We start from the raw sequence: 21,423 nt of genomic DNA on the forward strand, positions 1-21,423 counted from the left end.
CACTCTTAATCCACTGAATTATAAAATAGCACAAGGTAAGTTAATTAGTGCTTACCCTGTGCTAACTCTACATGTCATCGACTATAACGCCCCTGCACCCACTGTGCGCATAACATCAAGCTCAAACTAATCAGCACGGCTAAACACGCCATCGCCATGCCACTACCAATTGAACCTTGCTCAAATTGACGCCATACAAAAATTGAAACCGTTTGCATACCGGCTGGGGCGAGTAATAGCGAAGAAACTAATTCACGCGAGGCCACGGCAAACACTAACATCATGGTAGCGACAAGGCTCGGTAAGACTAATGGAAACAAGATCAAACGCAGCGCTGTCATCGCAGATGCGCCATGCACTCGAGCAGCATCCGCTAAACTGCCACCGATTTGTGTTAATGCCGCGCTGCAATAGCGAACGGGGTAAGGCAATAACAAACAGCTATAGGCAAGCAATAAAATACCCCATGTATGATAAGGCGTTATTGGCCAAAAAGGTTGGTTCCACGCGAGGATCATCCCGACCGCTATCACTATTCCCGGAATAGAGATCGGTAACAAAGACAGCGCATCAATCATCACGGCACCGCGAATGCGCTGAGAAACCACCAGCCAAGCACAGAGAAAACCGAGTACACCAGTAAAAATAGCAGTTAACGTCGCCAGAGAGAGGCTCGTCCATAATGCAGACAATGCTTCAGTTTGTGAGCCAATTAACCCAGAAAAATGCCTGAATGTTAAGTTATCCCACGCCAGACCACCGGATACCGTTGAAGAAAATGCCGTGCCAAACATCGCTAACAATGGCATTCCTACCGCAAGAAATGCGGTTAAAGCAAATAGCCCAACGACTGGCCAGCGCCAGTAGCCAAGTGAGCGAGTCACCACTTCTGCCGCTTTTCCTGTTGTGGTAGCCACGCTTTTCCCTGACACAATAGAACGCTGTAATGTATAAGCAAAAATCGCCACACTGGCCAAAATCAACGATAATGAGGCCGCGCCGGGTAAATCAATCGGCCAATCCGCCAAGCGCTGCTCTATATCCGTAGTTAAAACACGAATACCATTCGAGGCACCAATGGCGGCAGGAATGCCATATTCTTCAATCGCCAAAGTAAAAATCAGCAATAACCCCGCCGCAATAGAGGGTAACGATAATGGAAGCGTCACTCCGAAAAAGGCATTCCAAGGAGAAGCCCCATGCACACGAGCCACATCGGCAAGTCGGTTACCATTCGCTGCCATGCTTTTCGACACCGCAAAATACAGAACTGGGAAGAGGTTTAGCGCCATAATCCCCATCATTCCACCCAGTGAGAAAATCGCACTTCCGGGGCTCACACCAAATAGCTGTTGGGAATAACCATTAGGTTGTAACGTAAGCATCCACGATAATCCAGCAATATAAGGTGGGATTAAAAAAGGAATAAGAAACAGTAGATCCCAACCTTTGGCGAAAGGGATATTAAACAGCCCGCGTAATGCCCCTAACGGAATAGCGATAATGGCGCTGATTGCTGCAACGCCTGTGCCTAGTGATAATGTATTTTGCAGTAATGATGGAAGCTCTGGCTCGTTGAGTAGCTGAATAATAGGCTCTAGCGGCTGGACAAACTGCCCTTGCCCTAATTGTGGGAAAATAGCCTGCAATACAATAAAGCATAATGGGATCACCACTAAAACCACTAATGTGGCCATCACCAAAAGCGGTAGAAAACGCGTTTTTGTCATTGAATACAACACTCCTGCTGGGCAGACAATCTACCCAGCGGTTTGCTAATTAATATGCTTACAAAACCAGCCTTAACGGAATAAAGCGCTTAAACGAGAGAGAACTTCGCCGCGCTCAGCGTTGTCTGTCGCAGCTTCTGGCAACAATTTGAGTGTTGAAAAATCAGGGCGTTTACCTGCAATATCTGCCCTAGCAGGCATTAGCCATGCATTAGCCACAATTTCTTGCCCTTCTGGCGATAGTACATAGTCGATAAATGCTTTAGCTTGGTCAGGCTGCTTAGAACTTTTTAAAATCATCATTGGGCGCGGGGCAATCGCAGTGCCACTACTTGGGAAAATCACTTCAATCGATTCTCCGTTCGCGATGCTACCATAAGCAACATAATCAACCGCACCAAAAACCGCCGCTTTAGCGCCTTGTAATACAGGAGTCAAGGCTTGAGCATTCGGCCCTGAAATCACCATACCATTGGCTTTCAAATCAGAAAATAGTGTCCATGCGGCTTCTTTTTTCGCATTCTGTAACCCTAAAACTAAGTCTAATGACGCGCCAGAAAGTGCGGGATCAGGCATTGTGACTTTATCTTTAAACTCGGGTTGGGCTAAATCTTGCCAATCTGTTGGTTTTGGGGTACCACTTTGGTTATTCCACACAATACCCAGTGCAGAGATCCCTTGCGCCACATAGTATGGCGTTTTAAAACGCTCAGGAACTTGCTGGGCATTTGGGCTTTCATAAGGTAGTAACCAACCTTTTTGTTGCAGATCAACCGCGGTATCCCATGATGCGGAAATCAATACATCCGCACGCGGGTTCGCCTGTTCCGCTTCCAGCCTCGCCATCACTTTTCCGGTTGTCGCTTGGAAAACATCTACTTTGGTACCCGTTTGTTTTTCAAACCCTGCGGCAAGCTGTTTTGCCATGGCGCCTGGGCCTGCGGTATACACGGTAATCGCTTGGGTTGAAACAGAAAATAGTGCACAGGAAAGGCCAAGGCTCATGGTAATACCCTTTAGTGAAAATCCGTTCTTTGATAGTAAATTTCGCATAACAATCTCTCTATTTATAGTGTCGTCAAACTGTCAATATTACCGTTTCGCATATGGGCGATTTGGTGTGCTAATACATGGGCTTCCGTAGGGTCGTGAGTGACATACACTGCAGTGATCCCCAAGGTTCGCAATAACTGAGCCATTTCCTCACACAGAGATTGGCGCAACGCGATATCGAGGTTTGACAGGGGCTCGTCGAATAACAAAATTTCAGGTTCAGCGATAATAGCGCGAGCAAGAGCCACACGTTGTTGTTGCCCGCCTGACAAATCGGCAGGTTTCCGTTTGGCGAAATCAGCCAGCCCTACGCGTTCTAAAGCTTGCATCACACGTTGCTGTATTTCTAGGCGGCCAATACCTCGCATCCGTAAAGGAAAGGCAACATTTTGGGATACAGTCATATGCGGCCACAGCGCATAATCTTGAAAAACCATGCCGAGGTTGCGTTTTTCTGGGGGGATAAGGTGATGTGAGCTCGCCACAAGCTGTTCGCCAAAATAAATAGTGCCATCAGTTGGTTGTAATAAACCCGCTAACAATTTCAGTAATGTGCTTTTACCACAGCCTGAAGGGCCTAATAGCGCAAGAACGGTGCCCTTGGTTACTGTTAAATTAATGCCATTTAGCACATATTGATGTGAAAATGCCTGAGATAAATTTTGTATTGAGATCATCTGTAAGCCACTCGCTTCTTGCTTAGGAGACAAAAAGACCGAGCACTCACTCGATGAAGAGAGAGCGTTTTGCATGTTCATTGTTATCCTCTTTGGGACTTAATCGTTATCAATGATGCTACGGCTTGAATACGTCAAATTGATGACAGTTTTGTGGCTAATTAATTTCAAATTCAATTGAAAAATAATCACCAAATAAAATAGTCACTTTATTTTACTGGTGAACGCCAATATATCTTTGATAACGTGCTGGCTTTAATTTGGTTAAATCCACCAGCACCAACCCGTCGATGCAATCGTTAAACGCGGGGTCTGTACCGAAATCCATAAACTGTACGCCGCCAGGTTCGCATAATTCGGTATATTGCTTATAAAGCGTTGGGATCGAGCAGCCAATGTTATTGAGTAAGCTTTTCAATTTAACCAAATCTTCATGGTAATTGCCCCCTGAAAATTGGGCTAATACCTGTGGCAAAGAAGCCGGGTACGGCTGATGTGACTGTGCAATGCTGTGTGGCGCTGAAAAATAGAGCCGATAAAAAGTAATCAGTAAATCACGTGCCGCAATTGGCATTGAGCCCGAAATAGATACAGGACCAAAAAGATAACGATAGTGTGGATATTTTGCCAAATACGCGCCAATACCTAACCATAAGTAATCTAAACCCCGTTTTCCCCAATATTTGGGCTGAATAAAACTCCGACCAAGCTCAATACCTTGCGCTAATATTGGCATCATGGCTTGGTCATAGTGAAATAAGCTAGAGCTATAAATACCCTCAAGGCCTTTGGTCTCAATTTGCTTTTTAGTCGGTATAAACCGATAAGCGCCAACAATATCAAGTTCGCTTTCATCCCATAAAACCAGATGATAATAATCGTCATCATAGCTGTCTAAATCACGGCGCTTACCTGAACCTTCCCCTACCGCACGAAATGCAATTTCGCGTAATCGACCAATTTCTCGTAAGATCGGTGACCTTACCTCTTGGTTTCGGTGATAAAGGTAAATCGCTTTCCCATCAGGAGAAGTTCCTAGCCGCTCACAGGCCACTAAGGCCTTTTTTAATTCAATTCTATCTTCTGGTAAAGCAATTGGCGATTCACTGGTAAATAGCCCTTCCTTACCTTTTCCCAGCAAATAGACATGGCGGCGAAAGCGCCCTGCTAACTCATGAGCCGCCGTATGACCATCATGCCAATGAATAAATGGGATACTGCCACCAATACGAATTTTTAATCTTTTTCCTCGCTGCTTAAACATTTCCCTGACTAACATTAAAGTAGATAATGGCTTGTAAACCAGCGAAGTTAAGTAAAATAAATGGCTATTACGCCCTTGAATATGGATGGGAACGATAGAGGCTCTAGCCTTTGCGGCTAAACGCAAAAAACCTGTACGCCAGTGGCCATCACGAACCCCTTTGCGACCAAATCGAGAAACTTCCCCCGCAGGAAACACAATTAATGCCCCTTGTTTATCCAAATGCTGTTGCATGGCTTCAACTTGTTGTCGACTGGTTCGGTTATTCATATTATCCACTGAAATAAATAAGCTTTTTAGTGGTTCTATATAATTGAGAAACTGATTTGCCACTATTTTTACATCAGGACGAACGGCAGCAACCACACGTAATAATGCAAGGCCATCGAGTGAACCTATCGGATGGTTAGCAACTAAGACAACAGGTCCTTGAGTCGGAATATTTTCTAAGTCACCCTCAACCATTTCACTAGAAATATCAAAGAACTCCATGATTTGTTCAATAAGATCCAAGCCCTTTAAGTGCGGATAATCTTGAGCAAATTGGTGAAATTCCTGTTCAAACAAAAGCTTTTTTAATAAGCGACGTTTCCATTTGCCTGGTGTTTGATGAGGAAAAATATCGTGCAGCAGGGTATCGACACTAAACATAATGCTATCTCCTAACTGAGTTACGACGAACTTAAGTCAGATTCATAACAACAATATGTTTATTTTATGACAAAATGGTGAAAGCACAAAAATGATGATGTAGATCATTACTTTTTATTTGCCAATATTATGGTTATCTAAAATCAATAATTTTCAGGAATATTGTTTTCTTAAATAATTTATATTTTACTTATTTTGTAATATGCATTTAGTCCACAACAATTAAAAAGGTAAAAACTAAACTTTTCGATTAGTTTTACTCAATTTATTTTAATAATTAAGAAGTTATCATTTATAAATATCCACCAATTAAATTGAACTAAAAATCTATTGCAGTAAGATTAATTTGAAACAATATCCTTTAAATTCAATCTAATAAAATTTAATCATCAGCTTGTTTTTTAATTATTATTTCATTGATAGGTAAATCTTATTTAAACAATCGCTTAAACCGATGGCCATCATTGATAAAAATCAAGAACTTCTCGGACTTATTTATCCATCATAGTCCGGCTGTAGAATTATATTAATTAAAAAATATTTAAATATATTTGACCGCAATCTTTCAAGGATAGTGTAATGAAAAAACTTACTCGCATTACGGTCGCTGTCATATTTTTGCTTTTACTCGGTTATTTTGGATTATCTGGATATGTGTGGTATCACGATAATCAACGAAGAGAAAATAATGACATTCAGACATCTAAAATTGCAGAAAATAATCAAGTCCTCCAATTCTTTGCCGAAAAGGGATGCGATTACTGTCACACACCGTCAACTGATTTACCTGCCTACGCATCATTCCCCATTGCTAAGCAACTGATGGAATACGATATTCAGCTAGGTTATAAGTCATTCAACCTTGAGGCTGCTCGCGCTGCACTCATCGCAGGAGAACCTGTACCACAAAGTGAATTAAATAAAATTGAGTGGGTTATGCAGAACCACACCATGCCTCCAACACGTTATGTTGCACTTCATTGGGCCAGCAGTGTCAGTGATGAAGAACGTAATAACCTATTGAATTGGATAGCTAAACAGCGGGAAGAGCACTATGCCAGCCAAGATACCGCTGCTGAACATCGCAACGAACCAATTCAACCAATTCCAAAATCACTGGATGTTGATGATGCAAAAGTCGCATTAGGTTTCCGCTTGTATCATGATGCACGCCTGTCAGGGGATAGCACAATTTCTTGTGCACACTGCCACGCACTCAATGCAGGTGGTGTTGATGGCCGTAAAACATCAATTGGTGTTGGTGGCGCAGTAGGCCCAATCAATGCGCCAACGGTGTTTAACTCTGTATTTAATGTCGAGCAATTTTGGGATGGTAGAGCACCTGATTTACAAGCCCAAGCCGGTGGCCCACCATTAAATCCTATCGAAATGGCATCAAAGTCATGGGATGAAATCATTGAAAAATTGGATAAAGACCCTGTCTTAAAACAAGATTTTAATGCGGTTTACCCAGAAGGTTTTACGGGTGACACCATCACCGATGCGATTGCAGAGTTCGAAAAAACCTTAATTACTCCAGACTCTCCGTTTGATAATTGGTTAAGAGGCGACAAAACTGCATTAACCGCACAGCAGGTCCATGGTTACCAGTTATTTAAAGAGAACAAATGTGCAACCTGCCATGGTGGCGTGATCTTAGGTGGTCGTTCCTTCGAACCTCTGGGTCTGAAAAAAGACTATGAGTTCGGTGAAATCACCGCTCAAGATATTGGTCGTATGAATGTCACCTCTGATGAGCGCGATAAGTTACGCCAAAAAGTCCCAACACTACGTAATGTCGAGCTAACCGCACCGTATTTCCACCGCGGCGATGTAGCAACCTTAGATGAAGCAGTGAAACTGATGCTGCGTTATCAAGTGGGTAAAGAACTGCCACAAAAAGATGTCGATGATATTGTTGCCTTCCTTAAGAGTTTAACAGGGGTATATACACCCTATGTGCAACAAAGTGAGTCACAACAGTAAATATCAATAGCTGATTGATATAAAAAACTAATAGCACCGTTCAAATAATAACGGTGCTATTTTTTATATAACACTGCCGTATAAGCTACCTACAACCCTGACTTGACCTGTATTCACAGCAATTCACATTATCGAACACCTCTTCCTCACTGTGTTATTACTTAAAAAGTTTCTGTTTCCTATTCATACGAAACAATGTTATCTAGCTCAAAGTTTTTATCAAATGGTATTTAAAAGGTATTATTAAATGGTATTGTTGTTTGCGTACCCTACAATACCTATAATTAGCCGTATAAAGGAATGAAAGATGAAAAAAACGACAGCAAAACTCTCATTCATGATGTTCATTGAATGGTTTATATGGGGAGCTTGGTTTGTTCCCTTATGGCTATTTTTGAATAAAAGTGGCTTTACCCCTTCTCAAATAGCATGGTCTTACGCCTGTACAGCCATTGCTGCAATTATCTCTCCCATCCTTGTAGGATCAATTACTGACCGATTTTTTGCTGCACAAAAAGTCCTGGCGGTACTGATGTTTGCAGGGGCAGTTTTTATGTTTTTCGCAGCTCAGCAAACTGAATTTTCTAGCTTTTTCCCTCTACTATTAGCGTATGCACTGACTTACATGCCAACCATTGCGCTCACCAATAGTATTGCTTTTTCCAATGTGGAAGATGTGGAACGTGATTACCCTCGTATTCGTGTAATGGGGACTATCGGCTGGATTGCATCGGGTATTGCATGTGGTTTTTTACCTTCCATGATGGGCTTTGGTGATATTTCTGCGACCAATATTCCACTCTTAGTGACAGCCGCTAGCTCGGCTTTACTGGGCTTTTTTACCTATTTCTTGCCAGACACCCCACCAAAAGGAACAGGCAAAATGAGTATTAAAGTCATGCTTGGATTGGATGCCATTGTACTATTAAGAGACCGTAATTTCTTAGTATTTTTCGTGTGCTCATTCCTCTTCGCCATGCCTTTAGCCTTTTACTATATTTTTGCTAACGGCTACCTTACTGAAGTTGGGATGAAAAATGCCACGGGGTGGATGACCTTAGGGCAATTCTCCGAAATCTTTTTTATGCTTGCTTTGCCCTTCTTTACCAAACGTTTTGGTATCAAAAAGGTATTACTTCTTGGTTTAATCACTGCGGCTATCCGTTATGCTTTCTTTATCTATGGTGATGCAGACCACTTATTTACCTATGGATTACTCTTCCTCGGTATTTTATTACACGGAGTTAGCTACGATTTTTACTATGTCACTGCATATATTTATGTCGACAAAAAGACCCCTGTACATATGCGAACAGCGGCTCAAGGCTTAATTACGCTCTGTTGCCAAGGCTTTGGTAGCTTACTGGGTTATAGCCTAGGAGGCCAAATGATGGAAAAACTTTTTTCTTACGGTGAACCTGTCAACGGCCAGACCTTTAACTGGGCCGGTATGTGGGGCTTCGGTGCTGCCATGATCGTCGTAATCACGATTGTCTTCATGTTAATGTTTAAAGAGTCGAGTCGTGATATTCAAGAAATTGATATTAATAAAAGTGGCGTAAAACCCACATCCAATTAGTCAAGCAATCATTAATTAAACGCCTTTATTAACCAACAACCAACACATGAAGGCGCTATTTTTAGCCAAAATTGAAGGAATTATAATGAACAAAGAGAACCGTATTTTAGGCACGTTTTATGGCCAAGCCTTAGGTGATGCAATGGGAATGCCTTCTGAATTATGGCCTCGTTCTCGTGTTAAAGCACATTTTGGTTGGATAGACCGCTTCTTACCTGGGCCAAAAGAAAATAATGCAGCTTGCTACTTCAATACGGCAGAATTTACAGATGATACCTCAATGGCCCTCGCACTTGCGGACGCGATTATAGAATGTGGTGGCAAAGTAAACCCTGAATTTATTGGACGTAATATTCTAAAATGGGCAGAGCAATTTGATGCCTTTAACAAAAATGTCCTAGGGCCAACCTCTAAAATTGCATTAAATGCAATAAAACAAGGGACTCCAATTTCTCAGTTAGAAAACAACGGCATGACAAATGGTGCCGCAATGCGAGTTTCCCCACTCGGTTGTTTACTGCCAACTCATTCTATTAATGAATTTATTGATGAAATTACACTCGCCTCATCGCCAACTCATAAATCGGATGTAGCAATTGCAGGTGCGGTCGCTATCGCTTGGGCAATATCTAAAGCGATAGATGGCGAAAATTGGTCGCAAATTCGCGACCAATTACCCGCTATTGCGAAATTAGCACAAGAAAAACACGTCACAACCTTTAGCCCATCAATAGCTGCACGTATTGAACTTGCTTTACACACGGTGAAAAACACAATTGGCACCGAGCAAGCAATGGAACAGCTTTATCAACTCGTTGGCGCTGGTACTAGCACCATTGAGTCAGTTCCTGCCGCCATTGCTATGGTTGAATTAGCGGAAACCGATCCCAACCGCTGTGCCATTCTGTGTGCTAATTTAGGGGGAGATACCGATACTATAGGGGCAATGGCCACCGCCATTTGTGGCGCACTGCATGGCATTGATGCCATCGACAAACAACTTAAAAAACAATTAGATGATGTGAATCAACTTGATTTTACACAGTATAGCAAAGCCTTTATGGCATTGAGAACTGCAAGAGAAAAAGCTTATGAAAACCGCTGAACTTATTGCCCATCTTCCATTGCAAGCAGAGCATCGTCCTGTCTGCCTGATTGGCGCAGCCGTTATTGATGTGATTGCAGATGCGTATTCACTGCCTTATCGCGGAAGTGACATCGAATTGCACCAACAAAGTGTCAATATCGGTGGATGTGCTCTGAATATTGCTGTGGCCTTGCAACGCCTTGGTATCCAATCACTCAATGCATTACCTATTGGGCAAGGTGTATGGGCAGATATCATCCGCAACCAACTCAATAAAAAAGGTGTGAGTTCAGTTATAGAAACGAATAAAGGTGATAATGGCTGGTGTTTAGCCTTGGTTGAACCCGATGGAGAAAGGACATTTCTTTCAATTAGCGGTGTGGAAAACCAGTGGGAACGCCATACATTAGATGATTTACCAATTACATCTAACACCATTATCTATCTTTCTGGTTACCAATTAGCAGCAAAATGTGGCGAAACTCTGCTTTCATGGCTGGAATCACTCTCCGATAACGTCACTTTATTTATTGATTTTGGCCCTCGGATCGCCGACCTTTCGAAAACACAATTATTACGATTGATGGCTTTAAAACCTATCATTTCATTGAACCGTCAAGAAGTCGAACATATCGTCACGCTGTTCCCTGATATCGCACACCAAGGAATGGATACAGAAGCATTAGCCAATATTTGGCATTCTCAATTTTCAGTTTCCGTGATTGTTAGAGTCGACAAAGAAGGCGCGTTCTTTCAAGAAAGTTGTCGTTCATCAGGCTGGGTGGCACCATTTAAAACTACCGTTGTCGATACCATTGGTGCAGGGGATAGCCATGCAGGAGGCGTGATTGCTGCATTGGCGTCCGGCTGGGCACTACAAGATGCCGTATTACTTGGAAATGCTGTCGCATCCTATGTTGTTAGCCATCGAGGAGGTGATTGTGCGCCTTCGTCTGAGCAACTCGCCGCGTATTTACAGCAATATTAATCATTAGAATAAAAAGAGGTCATCCCTCTTTTTATTCTTCAGATACAAATACATACATATCACTACGACATTGATTGAAACTGTATTCAATAGGGACATTTTTATGGTCGAAAGCCACCTGCTTAATCACTAAAACAGGCACGGTCTTTTCTAATTTAATGTGCGTTTGAAAGTCTTCATCTGGCATTCGAGCACTTACCTTGCTCTTTGTTCGCGTAGGATAAATATTTTGGCTGCGGAAATAATCGTACAAAGATAAACCAATATCGTCTACGTCACCAATCAGCCCAATAGGAACATATGATTCCTCAATAGAGACAGGCTGCTCATCCACGTAACGAATGCGTTTTAACATAAATACATCACTATTGATGGGGAGCGCTAGCGACTCTGCGACTTCCTGTGAACAAGGCACGATACTTTTATTGACCCAAAGTGTGTTTGGTTTTTTTCCAAGTAAAACAACTTGTTGTGAAAAACCCTTAGCTTCTTTGAGCGAATACTCAAACTTATCACTAATTTGGGTACCGTAGCCTTGTGACCGAATGATAACGCCTTCTTGCTCAAGTAACTCTAACGCTTTTCGAACGGTAATACGCGACACGCCTGTTTGTTGACCTAACTCCCTTTCACTGGGCAGCATATCACCTTGATGTAAAACCCCTGTTCGCACGGCAAATTTCACCGTTTCAGCAAATTTTACATATAAAGGTGTATTGTCTATTTCAGCAAGACGAGTACAAAGTTGTTGGATCAAAGATAAATGCGCATCATTCATATTGAGTTAGTCACCTAAAAATCGCAGCAATAATCCATAGTACCACTATCCATAGATTAATTGCAGGCAATTGAATTAGATAAATTTATTGCCAATGAAAAACAAAATGCTACAGGGTACCATTTCCACTGAGGTACACGCTTTTCTCTAATATAGGTAAAGTTAATTGTTGTTGATATCCATCCAATGTTTCTTTTGCCAATATTGCTAATGCACGGTAAAAATCGCTGTTAGCCGAATCTATCAATACTTCGAGAAAATGTGCCGACCAAGGTAATAGATGCCAAGCGAGTAACTCTTCTAAATCAGCTCTGCGATTTTGCTCAGCGAGCCAAGCCGCTAACATCAAGATCAGCCCAAAGTGGTCTTCTGGCTCTTTTTGTGTCGTTACGGGTTCAACACCTTTGGCTCGCATCCATTGGCGCAGCTCAACGGTTGAATCACCAAAAACAATTCTTTCTTTGTCTAGCCAGACTGAGCCCCAAGGAGGCGCGGGTAAAGCATAAGGCCCGATAAACAAGCGCTGCCATGCTTCACTCAGTGGTTCATTCTCCTGAGCACTGGATTGCAAAAGCTGGCTAATTTTCGCTAAAGAAGGTAAGGCAAATGGCCATTCTTCATGCCAAGTCGGCTCCTGAAGAATCGTGATAATCTCTGCGTTATTTTCATTTTCTGGTGAGAAATAAAATAAGGACCCCAGAACTCGCCCTGTCACTGCGACGTGTTCAAGAAAGCGTGCTTCTTGCATATTTGATTGTCTCTGAAGTTATCAGCGCAGGGAAACCATCTCCTGCGCTGAAAGGTTTACCAATTAAGCCACAGCCATGCCGACTGTCATGTGTAAACCATAGAATAGCCCACGACCGATAAATTCACCAATCAGTACCAGCACGGTACCAAGAAGTAAACTCAATACCGAAGGCTGATTTTGTCGCACAACAGGCAAAATCCATAGCAGCAACCCGAGACTGGTCACCACTAAACGTATCACTTGTAAAACACCAAAATCAGGGACTAAATCCACTGCTTTTTGTACAGAAGTGGCAATTAGCGCAATTTCTCCGCTTTGCAGTAGTACCGACGCGATAGTCACAATATAAGCCACGATACTAATCGCCGCTAATTTACCACTATTAAACGGAAATTTAGCTACTCGTAATAGCAAAGTGCCTAAGATTGGTCCGACAACAAACAGGGTCATAAAGAAGCCGATAGTGGTATGTGGTGTGTTCCATGTTGGCACCGTGCTTATCATATAAACTCGTGTCATTGCCCAAACAAATAACAGCCCCATCAACATGGTGATGATTAACCACACTTTATCTAACCCTGTTGGCATCTTTTTCATTGCAGATAACAGCCACCATAAGCCGCCCAAAGCAAAGAAAATGAAGCCAAACAACACTTCGTTACTTAATGATGACGCAAACACACGGTTCATCGAGTTAAATGCACGCATCGGTGAGCCCATATGCATCATCGATGCCAAAAATCCTAAGCCCATCAATACCCATAACGCGAACATTGCGTTCACAATGCGCTGTTTTTGTGGCTTATCATCTGTCGATAACCAAGCAAGCCCTGTCACAATCACGCCACCTGCAATACTTTGGCCTAATACCGTAAATAAAATCAGCGGCCATTCGTGTAATCCATTGCCCATGTTATACCTCCCGAGGATTGGCTAAATGGCCTGTCGTATCATTGACAGGGCGACTATTGGCATTGGGTTTAATGACAATATTGGGCTTGGTATAGTGCGCTTCTGGTAGTGGCGCAATCTCTGCCAAATTGCCATGTTTCTCACGTAACTCATCAATAGGACCAAAGTCTAATGCACGCAGTGGACAAGACTCGGCACAAATCGGTTTTTTACCGACGGCAACACGTTCATAACAACCATCGCACTTGGTCATATGCCCTTTTTCGCTATCAAATTGCGGCGCACCGTATGGGCAGGCCATATGGCAATAGCGGCAACCAATACACACACTTTCATCCACAACGACAAAGCCATCTTCACGTTTGTGCATCGCGCCACTTGGGCACACTTTCACACAAGCAGGGTCTTCACAGTGGTTACATGAAATCGACAAATAATAACTAAATACGTTTTGATGCCACACACCGTTATCTTCTTGCCAATCTCCCCCCGCATATTCATAAATGCGCCTAAAATTCACCGCAGGAGATAAATTTTTGTAGTCCTTACACGCTAATTCACAAGTTTTACATCCCGTGCACCGTGCAGAATCAATATAAAAACCATATTGTGTTGTCATGATTTATCTCCCTATACCCTTACCACTTCAACCAAATTACTGTGTTGCGGATTACCTTTCGCTAACGGTGACGGGCGTTGAGTCGTCAGGACGTTTAGGCTACCACCATGGTCCACCTTGTTTTCATCAGGTGCGTACCAAGCCCCTTCCCCCATTGCAACAACCCCTGGGATAATGCGTGGAGTCACTTTGGCAGCGATCTGCACTTCCCCTCTATCGTTGTAAATACGCACTATGTCACCATCTTTAATATTGCGACGTTTTGCATCAATAGGGTTGATCCACATCTCTTGTAAACAAGCAGCCTTAAGCACATCAATGTTGCCGTAAGTGGAGTGAACGCGCGATTTATAGTGGAAGCCACTCAATTGCAGTGGATATTTTTCGGTGAGCTTATCATCATGGCTTTCAAAGCCTGGGGAATACATTGGGAGTGCTGATATCAAATCACCTTCCGCTAGCGTCCATGTTTTCGCGATATCCGCTAATTGTGATGAATAGATCTCAATCTTTCCTGACGGGGTATTTAATGGGTTCGCAATTGGGTCTTCGCGGAAAGCTTTGTGTGCCACGACATGCCCTTGTGGGTTCATTTTTTTGTAAATCCCTTGCTGCTGGAATGTCTCAAAATCAGGTAGCTCAGGTAACTTCTGTCGTGAAATTTCATACAAATGGCGTAGCCACTCTTCTTGGGTTCGCCCTTCGGTAAATTTCTCTTCAACCCCCATACGGCGTGCGATTTGTGTACACATTTCATACACCGTTTTGCTCTCAAAACGTGGTTCAATGGCTTGGCTAGCGAAAATCACATAGCCCATATTACTAGCGGCACCATCCAAGCAAAAATCCATCTGTTCAGACGCGGTACAATCTGGCAGGACTAAATCCGCATATTTCGCTGAAGCCGTCATATGGTTATCAATCACTACTATCATTTCGCATTTTTTATCATCCTGAAGAATGTCATGCGTTTTATTAATATCAGAGTGTTGATTGATTAAACTGTTGCTGGCGTAGTTCCAAATAAACTTAATCGGAACATCCAGTTTATCTTTACCTCTTACCCCATCATGAGTTGCAGTCATTTCAGGGCCGCGCTCTATCGCATCAGTCCATAAAAATACGGAAATACTTGCTTTGACTGGATTTTTTAATGTTGGCATCCGCTCAAATGGAATATCATAGTTCCCTTCACGAGCCCCCGTATTTCCCCCATTTATACCAACATTACCGGTTAAAATCGGTAACATCGCAATCGCACGTGCGGTTTGCTCGCCGTTCGAATGGCGTTGTGGCCCCCAACCTTGGCTAATATAAGCAGGTTTTGCGGAACCAATTTCACGTGCTAATTTGATGATTTTATCAGCAGGAATACCGGTGATTTGTGCAGCCCATTGTGGTGTTTTTTCTACACCGTCATCCCCTTGCCCTAAAATATATGCCTTGTAGTGGCTATTTTTCGGAGCATCTGCGGGTAGCGTTTTCTCATCATAACCCACGCAATATTGGTCTAAGAAGGGTTGATCAACCATATCTTCAGTGATCAATACATGGGCGATTCCTGCCACTAATGCAGCATCTGTTCCGGGGCGGATCGGGATCCACTCATCTTCTCGTCCAGCAGCAGTATCGGTATAACGCGGGTCGATCACTATCATTCTTGCATTAGAACGCTCACGCGCTTGCTCTAATTGATAAGTGATCCCACCACCGCTCATACGGGTTTCGGCAGGGTTGTTTCCGAACAGAACCACCAACTTGGAGTTTTCGATATCGGAAACGCTATTACCTGCCCCACTACCATAGGTATAAGGCATCGCACAGCTGATTTGTGCTGTACTATAGGTACCGTAATGGTTTAAATAGCCGCCCATGCAGTTCATCAAACGGGCGATAGGTGAATTCGCTGGCGGCCATGAACGTGCGACTGTGCCACCTAATGTGCCAGTTCCATAGTTCAAATACACCGCTTCATTGCCATAATCGGCAATAATCCGTTTTAGATTATCGCTGATTAAATCGTAGGCTTCATCCCAACTAATTTGTTTGAATTTACCTTCACCACGTGCCCCAACGCGCAACATCGGGTATTTCAAGCGGTCAGGGTTATAGACACGACGGCGCATTGAGCGCCCACGTAGACAGGCCTTAACTTGATGCTTATTTCCGTAAACATCATCGCCGGTGTTGTCGGTTTCGACATATTTTATTTCACCATCAACAATATGCATACGCAGTGGGCAGCGACTCCCACAGTTAACGGTACATGCGCTCCAAACTATTTTTTCTTCAGGTATGGCTGTTTTGGGTGTGATTTCACTGATATCAGCAACACTATTAAAAGGTAAACTTAGCGCTCCACTTGCAAGTGCGAGTCCCCCGACGGTACTGGTTTGCATTAGCTTCCTGCGGCTGATCTCCGATTGGAGTACTCCCTCAGATAATGCTTTACTCATATCTGCCTCACTTAACATTGCTTCAAAGTTTTAAAATGGCTTTTTTGAAATTTATTTTTATCTTTAATTTATTTATCGACTTCCAATTACCATTCTATAACCGAGGCACCGTGAGGTATTGTGCACGATCAATAATCCAATATAAATTGTGTGGTTTTAATGCGTTATATCGAGTCATTCAAGCCAAATTAAAATTAATATAATTATTTTTAATGTTTAATAATGAATTAAATTGAAATAAATATATTCCATTCTTCTTTAACTTGAGTTTACTGTTTTTCATTTATTTCCGAGTCTCAATTCATAAAAAAAACCCTTAAACGAAAATTGACTAAAACGTTTAAGGGGAAATATAAAATATGAATTATCGAGTGAATATTTGTTCTGCTAACAGCACTTAAAACGGGCAATTACGCCGTTAATCCACCATCTAAGACCAATGTTTGACCTGTTAGGTACTGGCTGCTATTGCCAATCAAAAATTCAACTAGCTCTGCCACTTCTTGGGGTTGCCCTAAGCGGCGTAACGGGATGTTTTGGCACATAGCTTTTAATTTAGCTTCAGGCATTGCACGGGTCATATCACTATCAATAAGCCCCGGAGCAATACAATTCACACGTAACCCAAAACGCCCGACTTCATGAGCCAATGAACGCGTCAACCCCATCATCGCTGATTTACTCGCCGCATAAGCTGTTTGGCCAATATTGCCTTTTAACCCAGTAATTGATGACATCAATACGATTGAGCCGCTCCCCGCCATCAACATTGCAGGTAATAATTTACGGTGCCAATTCATCACGGAAATGACGTTATTCTCTAGCACATCTCGCCAGATTTCAGCATCTTGATGAATATGTAAGGCATCCCTAGTGATACCCGCATTATGAATAATAGCCGTAGGAGCCCCAAATTGTTCCAATAACGAGCTAGAAAGCGCGTCAACTTGTGCTTCATTCTTACCATCACACGGGGATCCTTTCACCCATGTATCTAAATTGGGGTTTTCAAGATTCGCTTGTGTTTCATTAACGCCATCAACGCTACGCCCAGTAAAAACCACATTCCAGTGGCGTCGCAATTCACTAACTAGTGCGAGCCCAATTCCCCGGCTTCCTCCCGTCACGAGTATCCATTGATTATTTGCCATTTTAAGATTTCGACTCCTTATCAATATGTTCACACAGCGCTTTCACCGAAATTTCTGGATGTTCTAGGAAAAATTCCGCATCTAAAGCAACATTAAAGTCACGTTTAACAAGCACCATAAGTTCAACATAATCTAAGCTATCGAACTCTAACTGGACTAAAGTCATCTCCGCATTCAACTCTTCTGCTTCTAAATCTTTTGCATCACAGATCATGTCACTAATTTTGATATAAATTTCTTGATATTGGCTCATTTGTTTTATCCTTGCATTCTTATTGAGTTATTGAATTAACTTTCAATGTTATTGAATTATTTATTATTTTTTCTCTGTAGCGGGCGGCGATACTAATACTCACTAATCGACCACTCTCACTATCCGCGATCACTAAGGCCGGCAAAATACGTAGGTAAATAGGCTCAGGAGAGGTGATAGGAGCCCATTTCGTTAGAAGTTCACGGTCAAACACCACCTCTTGGTGGGTTTGTACGATAGGATAACGGCAAAAAATATCTTTCAATGTTGAGCCGACCGGCAACCATTGTGCAATCTCTTGTTGTTCAAATAACGAGCTATCATGAATTAAGTACCAGAACAAAACTGCGTCAATAAACTGCCATTCATACATTTCGTTGGAAAACTGAGAAAATATTGACTGCAATTTCACCATCTCTGCGGTCGAAATCATTATTTCATTCGCGATTTCATGTAATACCGGTGGAGGGGTGAGTGACAATTGGCAAGTTAAGCAGTTTTGTTGCTCATCAGAAGAGAGTAAAGCCACCGATCCCGCTTTATTTCGTGCAACTAATTGATAATCTTTATCGTTCCATAGCGGATTGCGTAACCGCACGACACATTTGATAAACTCAGAGTCGATAACCTCTTGTGAAGCCAATAATGGGTGATTTAATGACTCACTCGCGAATTGTTTCACATCGAGTAGTGCACGCATGCCATGCACACTCAGTTGATCTCCGCCCTTCGCTTTGACCCATTCAAGGTCGAAATGAATCGGGTTATCATCACCAGAAAATGATGCCCACTGTTTTGCATCCTCAAGGGTATAACGTAACGTTCTCATAACGCTTTCTCTAAAATCAGCGCCGCGTTTGCCCCACCGAAGCCAAAACTCAGGTTTAGTGCACGCTTAACTTCACCAATACGGTGTTCGTTAGGAATATAATCGAGGTCACATTGCGGGTCCGGGTGATGTAAGTTAGCGGTTGCGGGCATCACGCCATGCGCCATCGCTTGCAAGCAAATAATGGTTTCAAAGCTACCAGCAGCGGCGATTAAATGTCCGGTATAGGATTTCGTACTGGATATTGGGACTTGGTAAGCTGCCGCACCTAATGCCTTTTTCAATGATTCTGTTTCATTTAAGTCATTAAGAGCTGTTGAGGTCCCATGGGCATTGATATAATCGAGAGATTCAGGAGCGGCTCCCGCTTGTTGTAAAGCCATTTCAATAGTTTTCACCCGAGCAACACAATCTTCTGCTGGTGATGTAAAATCAAAAGCATCAGAAAAATTTGCATACCCCGTAATCTCGCCCAAAATTGTGGCCCCACGAGAAATAGCGCTCTCACGCTCTTCTAAACACAACACGGCCGCACCTTCAGAAAGGACAAAACCACTACGATCTGCGCTAAATGGGCAACTGGCACGAGTCGGGTCTTCCGCTTCACGTGTTAAAGCACCAAGAACATCGATATTCCATACAGCACAATCTGTCCGCAAGGACTCTCCTGCACCAGCGAGCATCATATCGGCTCGTCCATGACGAATCGCTTCAAAAGCATCACCAATCGCAATAGTGCCTGTCGCACAAGCCGCGATGGTCGTGTTTTGATATCCACGCAAGTTCCAAAACTGGCTGCAAGCCGCCGTTGTCACATTTGGCATTGCATAAAAACAGTTGAAAGGCGAGGTCATCCCTGTCGCTTCGAATTCACTGACCGACATATAACTTTCATCAAGCCCTGCCCATCCTGTTCCCATAATGACACCGCACATCAGTGGGTCATAAAAATCAGTTAATGGCGTGCCTGCGAAGGCCATATCCATGGCTTCTCGCGCTGCCCCCAAGGCTAAACGCGTATGGCGTGGTAAACGACGACGAATAGCCGCAGGAACCCCTTTTAAGCTGGGTTCATTATCAATAAGCCCTAAAAAATGGCTGTGGATATTTTGTGCAGTTTTATCAACGTAACGATAACCGAGCTTTTTATCCATAATCGCTTGCCAACATGCTGAAGCCGTATCCCCCAAAGGAGTGACAGCCCCATAACCTGTGACAACAACGCGCTTAAAGTGAGATTTTTGGTTCATAATGGGTTGTCCTCCTGTTGGGCGCTACCGCCACCTTGTGCTAACCAAAGCTGTAGCGTTGCATAAAGATAATCGTATTGATTTTGAGCTAATGAATTTTCAATAGTTAAAAGGTCATCTTGCGCATTAAGCAGTGTTTGATAATCCACGGCACCTGCTCGGTAACGGCTGCTGGTTAGCTTTAGCCGCTGCTGGCTAAGTGATAATGACTGTTGTAATTGCTGACGAATTTCATCCGCAGCAAAACGGGCTTCCATCGCATTATCGACTTCTGACAAGGCGGTATAAGCCGCACTACGAAATGCCACTGCAGCTTGTTGCACTTGTAAGTCGGATTGTTCAATGGTCAATTTCACCGTATTCCACTGAATAAATGGCAAAGAAATCGAACCCCCAACAACACGTGTCGGGTCACTAAACCATTGAGAAAACAGCTGGCTACCCGCATTAAGCGCACCTTGCAAAGACAGTGTCGGGTAGAAGTTCAATTTAGCAGCGTCAGAATCAGCAAGCGCGGAACGTAAACGTGACTCGGCAGCTTGAATATCCGGCCGCTGTGCTAATACGGCCAACGGTGTCGCGTTAAGAATTTCAATCCGTTGATTTCGATTAAGTGCGGTGAGCTCACGCACATGTTGCTCTGCAGGGCGGTTTAACAATAGCGCTAATGCATTACGGGAGCTGTCACGTTCTTTAATGAGCCGTCGTAATTCATTTTTTCGACTAATCACAGTTTGCTGTGATTGTAAGAAATCCAGCTGGCTAACTTTTCCTGCTAAATACCATGACTTAATTTGCTGCTGGCTTTTTTCTGCAATCTTTTGGCTCGCAATCAGGTTATCAATCTGTTGATTTAACAGTGCAATATTCCAATATAATTGTGCAGTCGTATTAATAACCACTAATGCTGTTGCATGGTAATCCTGTTCGGTTGCTATTGCTTCCCACTCATTCTTTTCACGAATACGTGCCAGTTTTCCCCATAAATCGATTTCATAATTTAAAGTTAGATTTGAGCTATAACTCTCTTGGGGGGAGGTTCCATGACGTATAGATTTTGTATTACTTGCTGAGCCCCCAAGGGAGAAATCTGGGGTTATATTGGTATTTGCTAGCCCAGCCGTACTTCGCGCCAGCTTTAATTTAATTGCCGCTGTGGCTAAATCATTATTATTTTCTAATACCTGATTGATCAGTTGGGATAACAGAGGATCTTTAAAGTTATCCCACCAATTTTCAGTTAGGTTCAATGCCTGAACTGATGTCATCACGTCATTTGCACCGGATTGGCGTATTTTATCATCCCACTGCTGTGGCAAAGTGAGCTCAGGGCGTTGGTATTCCGTACGCGTAAAACTGCCGCAACCATTTAGCAAAAATAAAGCAGAAATAATATAAAGTGATTTGAT

The 21,423-nt window shown here is 42.9% G+C and carries 18 protein-coding genes; 4 read left to right on the plus strand and 14 right to left on the minus strand.

Features of this window, described 5'->3' with window-relative positions:
* Positions 1-74: 74 nt before the first annotated feature.
* The 4 genes from PZ638_RS18210 to olsF all read right to left on the minus strand — a co-directional run bounded on the left by PZ638_RS18210 (position 75) and on the right by olsF (position 5,375).
* Complete coding sequence (locus PZ638_RS18210; RefSeq protein ID WP_206277866.1) at positions 75-1,730, minus strand: ABC transporter permease; 1,656 nt, start codon at positions 1,728-1,730, stop codon at positions 75-77.
* 72 nt (positions 1,731-1,802) lie between these two features.
* Entirely contained in the window at positions 1,803-2,783 is a 981-nt protein-coding gene (locus PZ638_RS18215; RefSeq protein ID WP_094962380.1) for an ABC transporter substrate-binding protein, read from the minus strand.
* A 14-nt stretch (positions 2,784-2,797) separates the two neighbouring features.
* Complete coding sequence (locus tag PZ638_RS18220) at positions 2,798-3,460, minus strand: ABC transporter ATP-binding protein (protein ID WP_112307669.1); 663 nt, start codon at positions 3,458-3,460, stop codon at positions 2,798-2,800.
* 214 nt (positions 3,461-3,674) lie between these two features.
* Positions 3,675-5,375, minus strand: a complete 1,701-nt coding sequence (olsF, locus tag PZ638_RS18225) for a bifunctional ornithine lipid synthase OlsF (protein WP_094962379.1) — start codon at positions 5,373-5,375, stop codon at positions 3,675-3,677.
* 579 nt (positions 5,376-5,954) lie between these two features.
* Here olsF and PZ638_RS18230 point away from each other — a divergent pair.
* The 4 genes from PZ638_RS18230 (at position 5,955) to PZ638_RS18245 (ending at position 11,015) form a co-directional block, all read left to right on the plus strand.
* A complete protein-coding gene (locus PZ638_RS18230) occupies positions 5,955-7,361 on the plus strand; it encodes a cytochrome-c peroxidase (RefSeq protein WP_094962378.1) in 1,407 nt (468 codons plus the stop codon).
* A gap of 307 nt (positions 7,362-7,668) precedes the next feature.
* Positions 7,669-8,940, plus strand: a complete 1,272-nt coding sequence (locus PZ638_RS18235; RefSeq protein WP_004259450.1) for a nucleoside permease — start codon at positions 7,669-7,671, stop codon at positions 8,938-8,940.
* Between the two features lie 85 nt (positions 8,941-9,025).
* Positions 9,026-10,045 (plus strand): ADP-ribosylglycohydrolase family protein, encoded by a 1,020-nt coding sequence (locus tag PZ638_RS18240; protein ID WP_144140515.1) that lies wholly within the window; start codon positions 9,026-9,028, stop codon positions 10,043-10,045.
* Positions 10,032-11,015 carry a PfkB family carbohydrate kinase gene (locus tag PZ638_RS18245; RefSeq protein WP_047757124.1) on the plus strand — a complete coding sequence of 328 codons (984 nt, stop codon included), beginning with the start codon at positions 10,032-10,034 and terminating at the stop codon, positions 11,013-11,015. Before PZ638_RS18240 ends, PZ638_RS18245 begins: the two co-directional genes overlap by 14 nt.
* A gap of 31 nt (positions 11,016-11,046) precedes the next feature.
* Here the strand turns inward: PZ638_RS18245 and PZ638_RS18250 are convergent, their stop codons facing one another.
* The 10 genes from PZ638_RS18250 to PZ638_RS18295 form a co-directional block, all read right to left on the minus strand.
* Positions 11,047-11,793, minus strand: a complete 747-nt coding sequence (locus tag PZ638_RS18250) for a GntR family transcriptional regulator (protein ID WP_047757123.1) — start codon at positions 11,791-11,793, stop codon at positions 11,047-11,049.
* A 109-nt stretch (positions 11,794-11,902) separates the two neighbouring features.
* Positions 11,903-12,541: a Tat proofreading chaperone DmsD gene (gene dmsD, locus PZ638_RS18255; protein WP_094962376.1), complete on the minus strand. Its 639-nt coding sequence runs from the start codon at positions 12,539-12,541 to the stop codon at positions 11,903-11,905.
* Between the two features lie 63 nt (positions 12,542-12,604).
* Positions 12,605-13,456 (minus strand): DmsC/YnfH family molybdoenzyme membrane anchor subunit, encoded by an 852-nt coding sequence (locus PZ638_RS18260; RefSeq protein ID WP_206277817.1) that lies wholly within the window; start codon positions 13,454-13,456, stop codon positions 12,605-12,607.
* A 1-nt stretch (position 13,457) separates the two neighbouring features.
* Positions 13,458-14,075 (minus strand): DMSO/selenate family reductase complex B subunit, encoded by a 618-nt coding sequence (locus PZ638_RS18265; protein WP_004259506.1) that lies wholly within the window; start codon positions 14,073-14,075, stop codon positions 13,458-13,460.
* An 11-nt stretch (positions 14,076-14,086) separates the two neighbouring features.
* Positions 14,087-16,531 carry a DMSO/selenate family reductase complex A subunit gene (locus PZ638_RS18270; RefSeq protein WP_206277819.1) on the minus strand — a complete coding sequence of 815 codons (2,445 nt, stop codon included), beginning with the start codon at positions 16,529-16,531 and terminating at the stop codon, positions 14,087-14,089.
* A gap of 410 nt (positions 16,532-16,941) precedes the next feature.
* Positions 16,942-17,682, minus strand: a complete 741-nt coding sequence (locus tag PZ638_RS18275) for an SDR family NAD(P)-dependent oxidoreductase (protein WP_004259521.1) — start codon at positions 17,680-17,682, stop codon at positions 16,942-16,944.
* A gap of 1 nt (position 17,683) precedes the next feature.
* The gene (locus PZ638_RS18280; protein WP_004259523.1) at positions 17,684-17,935 is read right to left on the minus strand and encodes an acyl carrier protein; all 252 of its coding nucleotides are present in this window, start codon (positions 17,933-17,935) and stop codon (positions 17,684-17,686) included.
* Between the two features lie 19 nt (positions 17,936-17,954).
* Positions 17,955-18,764 (minus strand): MaoC family dehydratase, encoded by an 810-nt coding sequence (locus tag PZ638_RS18285; RefSeq protein WP_094962372.1) that lies wholly within the window; start codon positions 18,762-18,764, stop codon positions 17,955-17,957.
* Positions 18,761-20,014 carry a beta-ketoacyl-[acyl-carrier-protein] synthase family protein gene (locus PZ638_RS18290; protein ID WP_094962371.1) on the minus strand — a complete coding sequence of 418 codons (1,254 nt, stop codon included), beginning with the start codon at positions 20,012-20,014 and terminating at the stop codon, positions 18,761-18,763. Before PZ638_RS18290 ends, PZ638_RS18285 begins: the two co-directional genes overlap by 4 nt.
* Positions 20,011-21,423 carry an efflux transporter outer membrane subunit gene (locus PZ638_RS18295; RefSeq protein WP_094962396.1) on the minus strand — a complete coding sequence of 471 codons (1,413 nt, stop codon included), beginning with the start codon at positions 21,421-21,423 and terminating at the stop codon, positions 20,011-20,013. Before PZ638_RS18295 ends, PZ638_RS18290 begins: the two co-directional genes overlap by 4 nt.

Origin of the sequence: Providencia hangzhouensis, assembly GCF_029193595.2 — a bacterium.
Lineage (GTDB): Bacteria > Pseudomonadota > Gammaproteobacteria > Enterobacterales > Enterobacteriaceae > Providencia > Providencia hangzhouensis.

What these genes read in the sequence shown, in the direction of transcription:
- PZ638_RS18275 (WP_004259521.1), bottom strand. Translation starts at nt 17,682, where the DNA reads ATGGCAAATAATCAATGGATACTCGTGACGGGAGGAAGCCGGGGAATT.
- PZ638_RS18210 (WP_206277866.1), bottom strand. Translation starts at nt 1,730, where the DNA reads ATGACAAAAACGCGTTTTCTACCGCTTTTGGTGATGGCCACATTAGTG.
- PZ638_RS18280 (WP_004259523.1), bottom strand. Translation starts at nt 17,935, where the DNA reads ATGAGCCAATATCAAGAAATTTATATCAAAATTAGTGACATGATCTGT.
- PZ638_RS18230 (WP_094962378.1), top strand. Translation starts at nt 5,955, where the DNA reads ATGAAAAAACTTACTCGCATTACGGTCGCTGTCATATTTTTGCTTTTA.
- olsF (WP_094962379.1), bottom strand. Translation starts at nt 5,375, where the DNA reads ATGTTTAGTGTCGATACCCTGCTGCACGATATTTTTCCTCATCAAACA.
- PZ638_RS18215 (WP_094962380.1), bottom strand. Translation starts at nt 2,783, where the DNA reads ATGCGAAATTTACTATCAAAGAACGGATTTTCACTAAAGGGTATTACC.
- PZ638_RS18220 (WP_112307669.1), bottom strand. Translation starts at nt 3,460, where the DNA reads ATGATCTCAATACAAAATTTATCTCAGGCATTTTCACATCAATATGTG.
- PZ638_RS18245 (WP_047757124.1), top strand. Translation starts at nt 10,032, where the DNA reads ATGAAAACCGCTGAACTTATTGCCCATCTTCCATTGCAAGCAGAGCAT.
- PZ638_RS18235 (WP_004259450.1), top strand. Translation starts at nt 7,669, where the DNA reads ATGAAAAAAACGACAGCAAAACTCTCATTCATGATGTTCATTGAATGG.
- PZ638_RS18270 (WP_206277819.1), bottom strand. Translation starts at nt 16,531, where the DNA reads ATGAGTAAAGCATTATCTGAGGGAGTACTCCAATCGGAGATCAGCCGC.
- PZ638_RS18240 (WP_144140515.1), top strand. Translation starts at nt 9,026, where the DNA reads ATGAACAAAGAGAACCGTATTTTAGGCACGTTTTATGGCCAAGCCTTA.
- PZ638_RS18260 (WP_206277817.1), bottom strand. Translation starts at nt 13,456, where the DNA reads ATGGGCAATGGATTACACGAATGGCCGCTGATTTTATTTACGGTATTA.
- PZ638_RS18285 (WP_094962372.1), bottom strand. Translation starts at nt 18,764, where the DNA reads ATGAGAACGTTACGTTATACCCTTGAGGATGCAAAACAGTGGGCATCA.
- PZ638_RS18250 (WP_047757123.1), bottom strand. Translation starts at nt 11,793, where the DNA reads ATGAATGATGCGCATTTATCTTTGATCCAACAACTTTGTACTCGTCTT.
- PZ638_RS18265 (WP_004259506.1), bottom strand. Translation starts at nt 14,075, where the DNA reads ATGACAACACAATATGGTTTTTATATTGATTCTGCACGGTGCACGGGA.
- dmsD (WP_094962376.1), bottom strand. Translation starts at nt 12,541, where the DNA reads ATGCAAGAAGCACGCTTTCTTGAACACGTCGCAGTGACAGGGCGAGTT.
- PZ638_RS18290 (WP_094962371.1), bottom strand. Translation starts at nt 20,014, where the DNA reads ATGAACCAAAAATCTCACTTTAAGCGCGTTGTTGTCACAGGTTATGGG.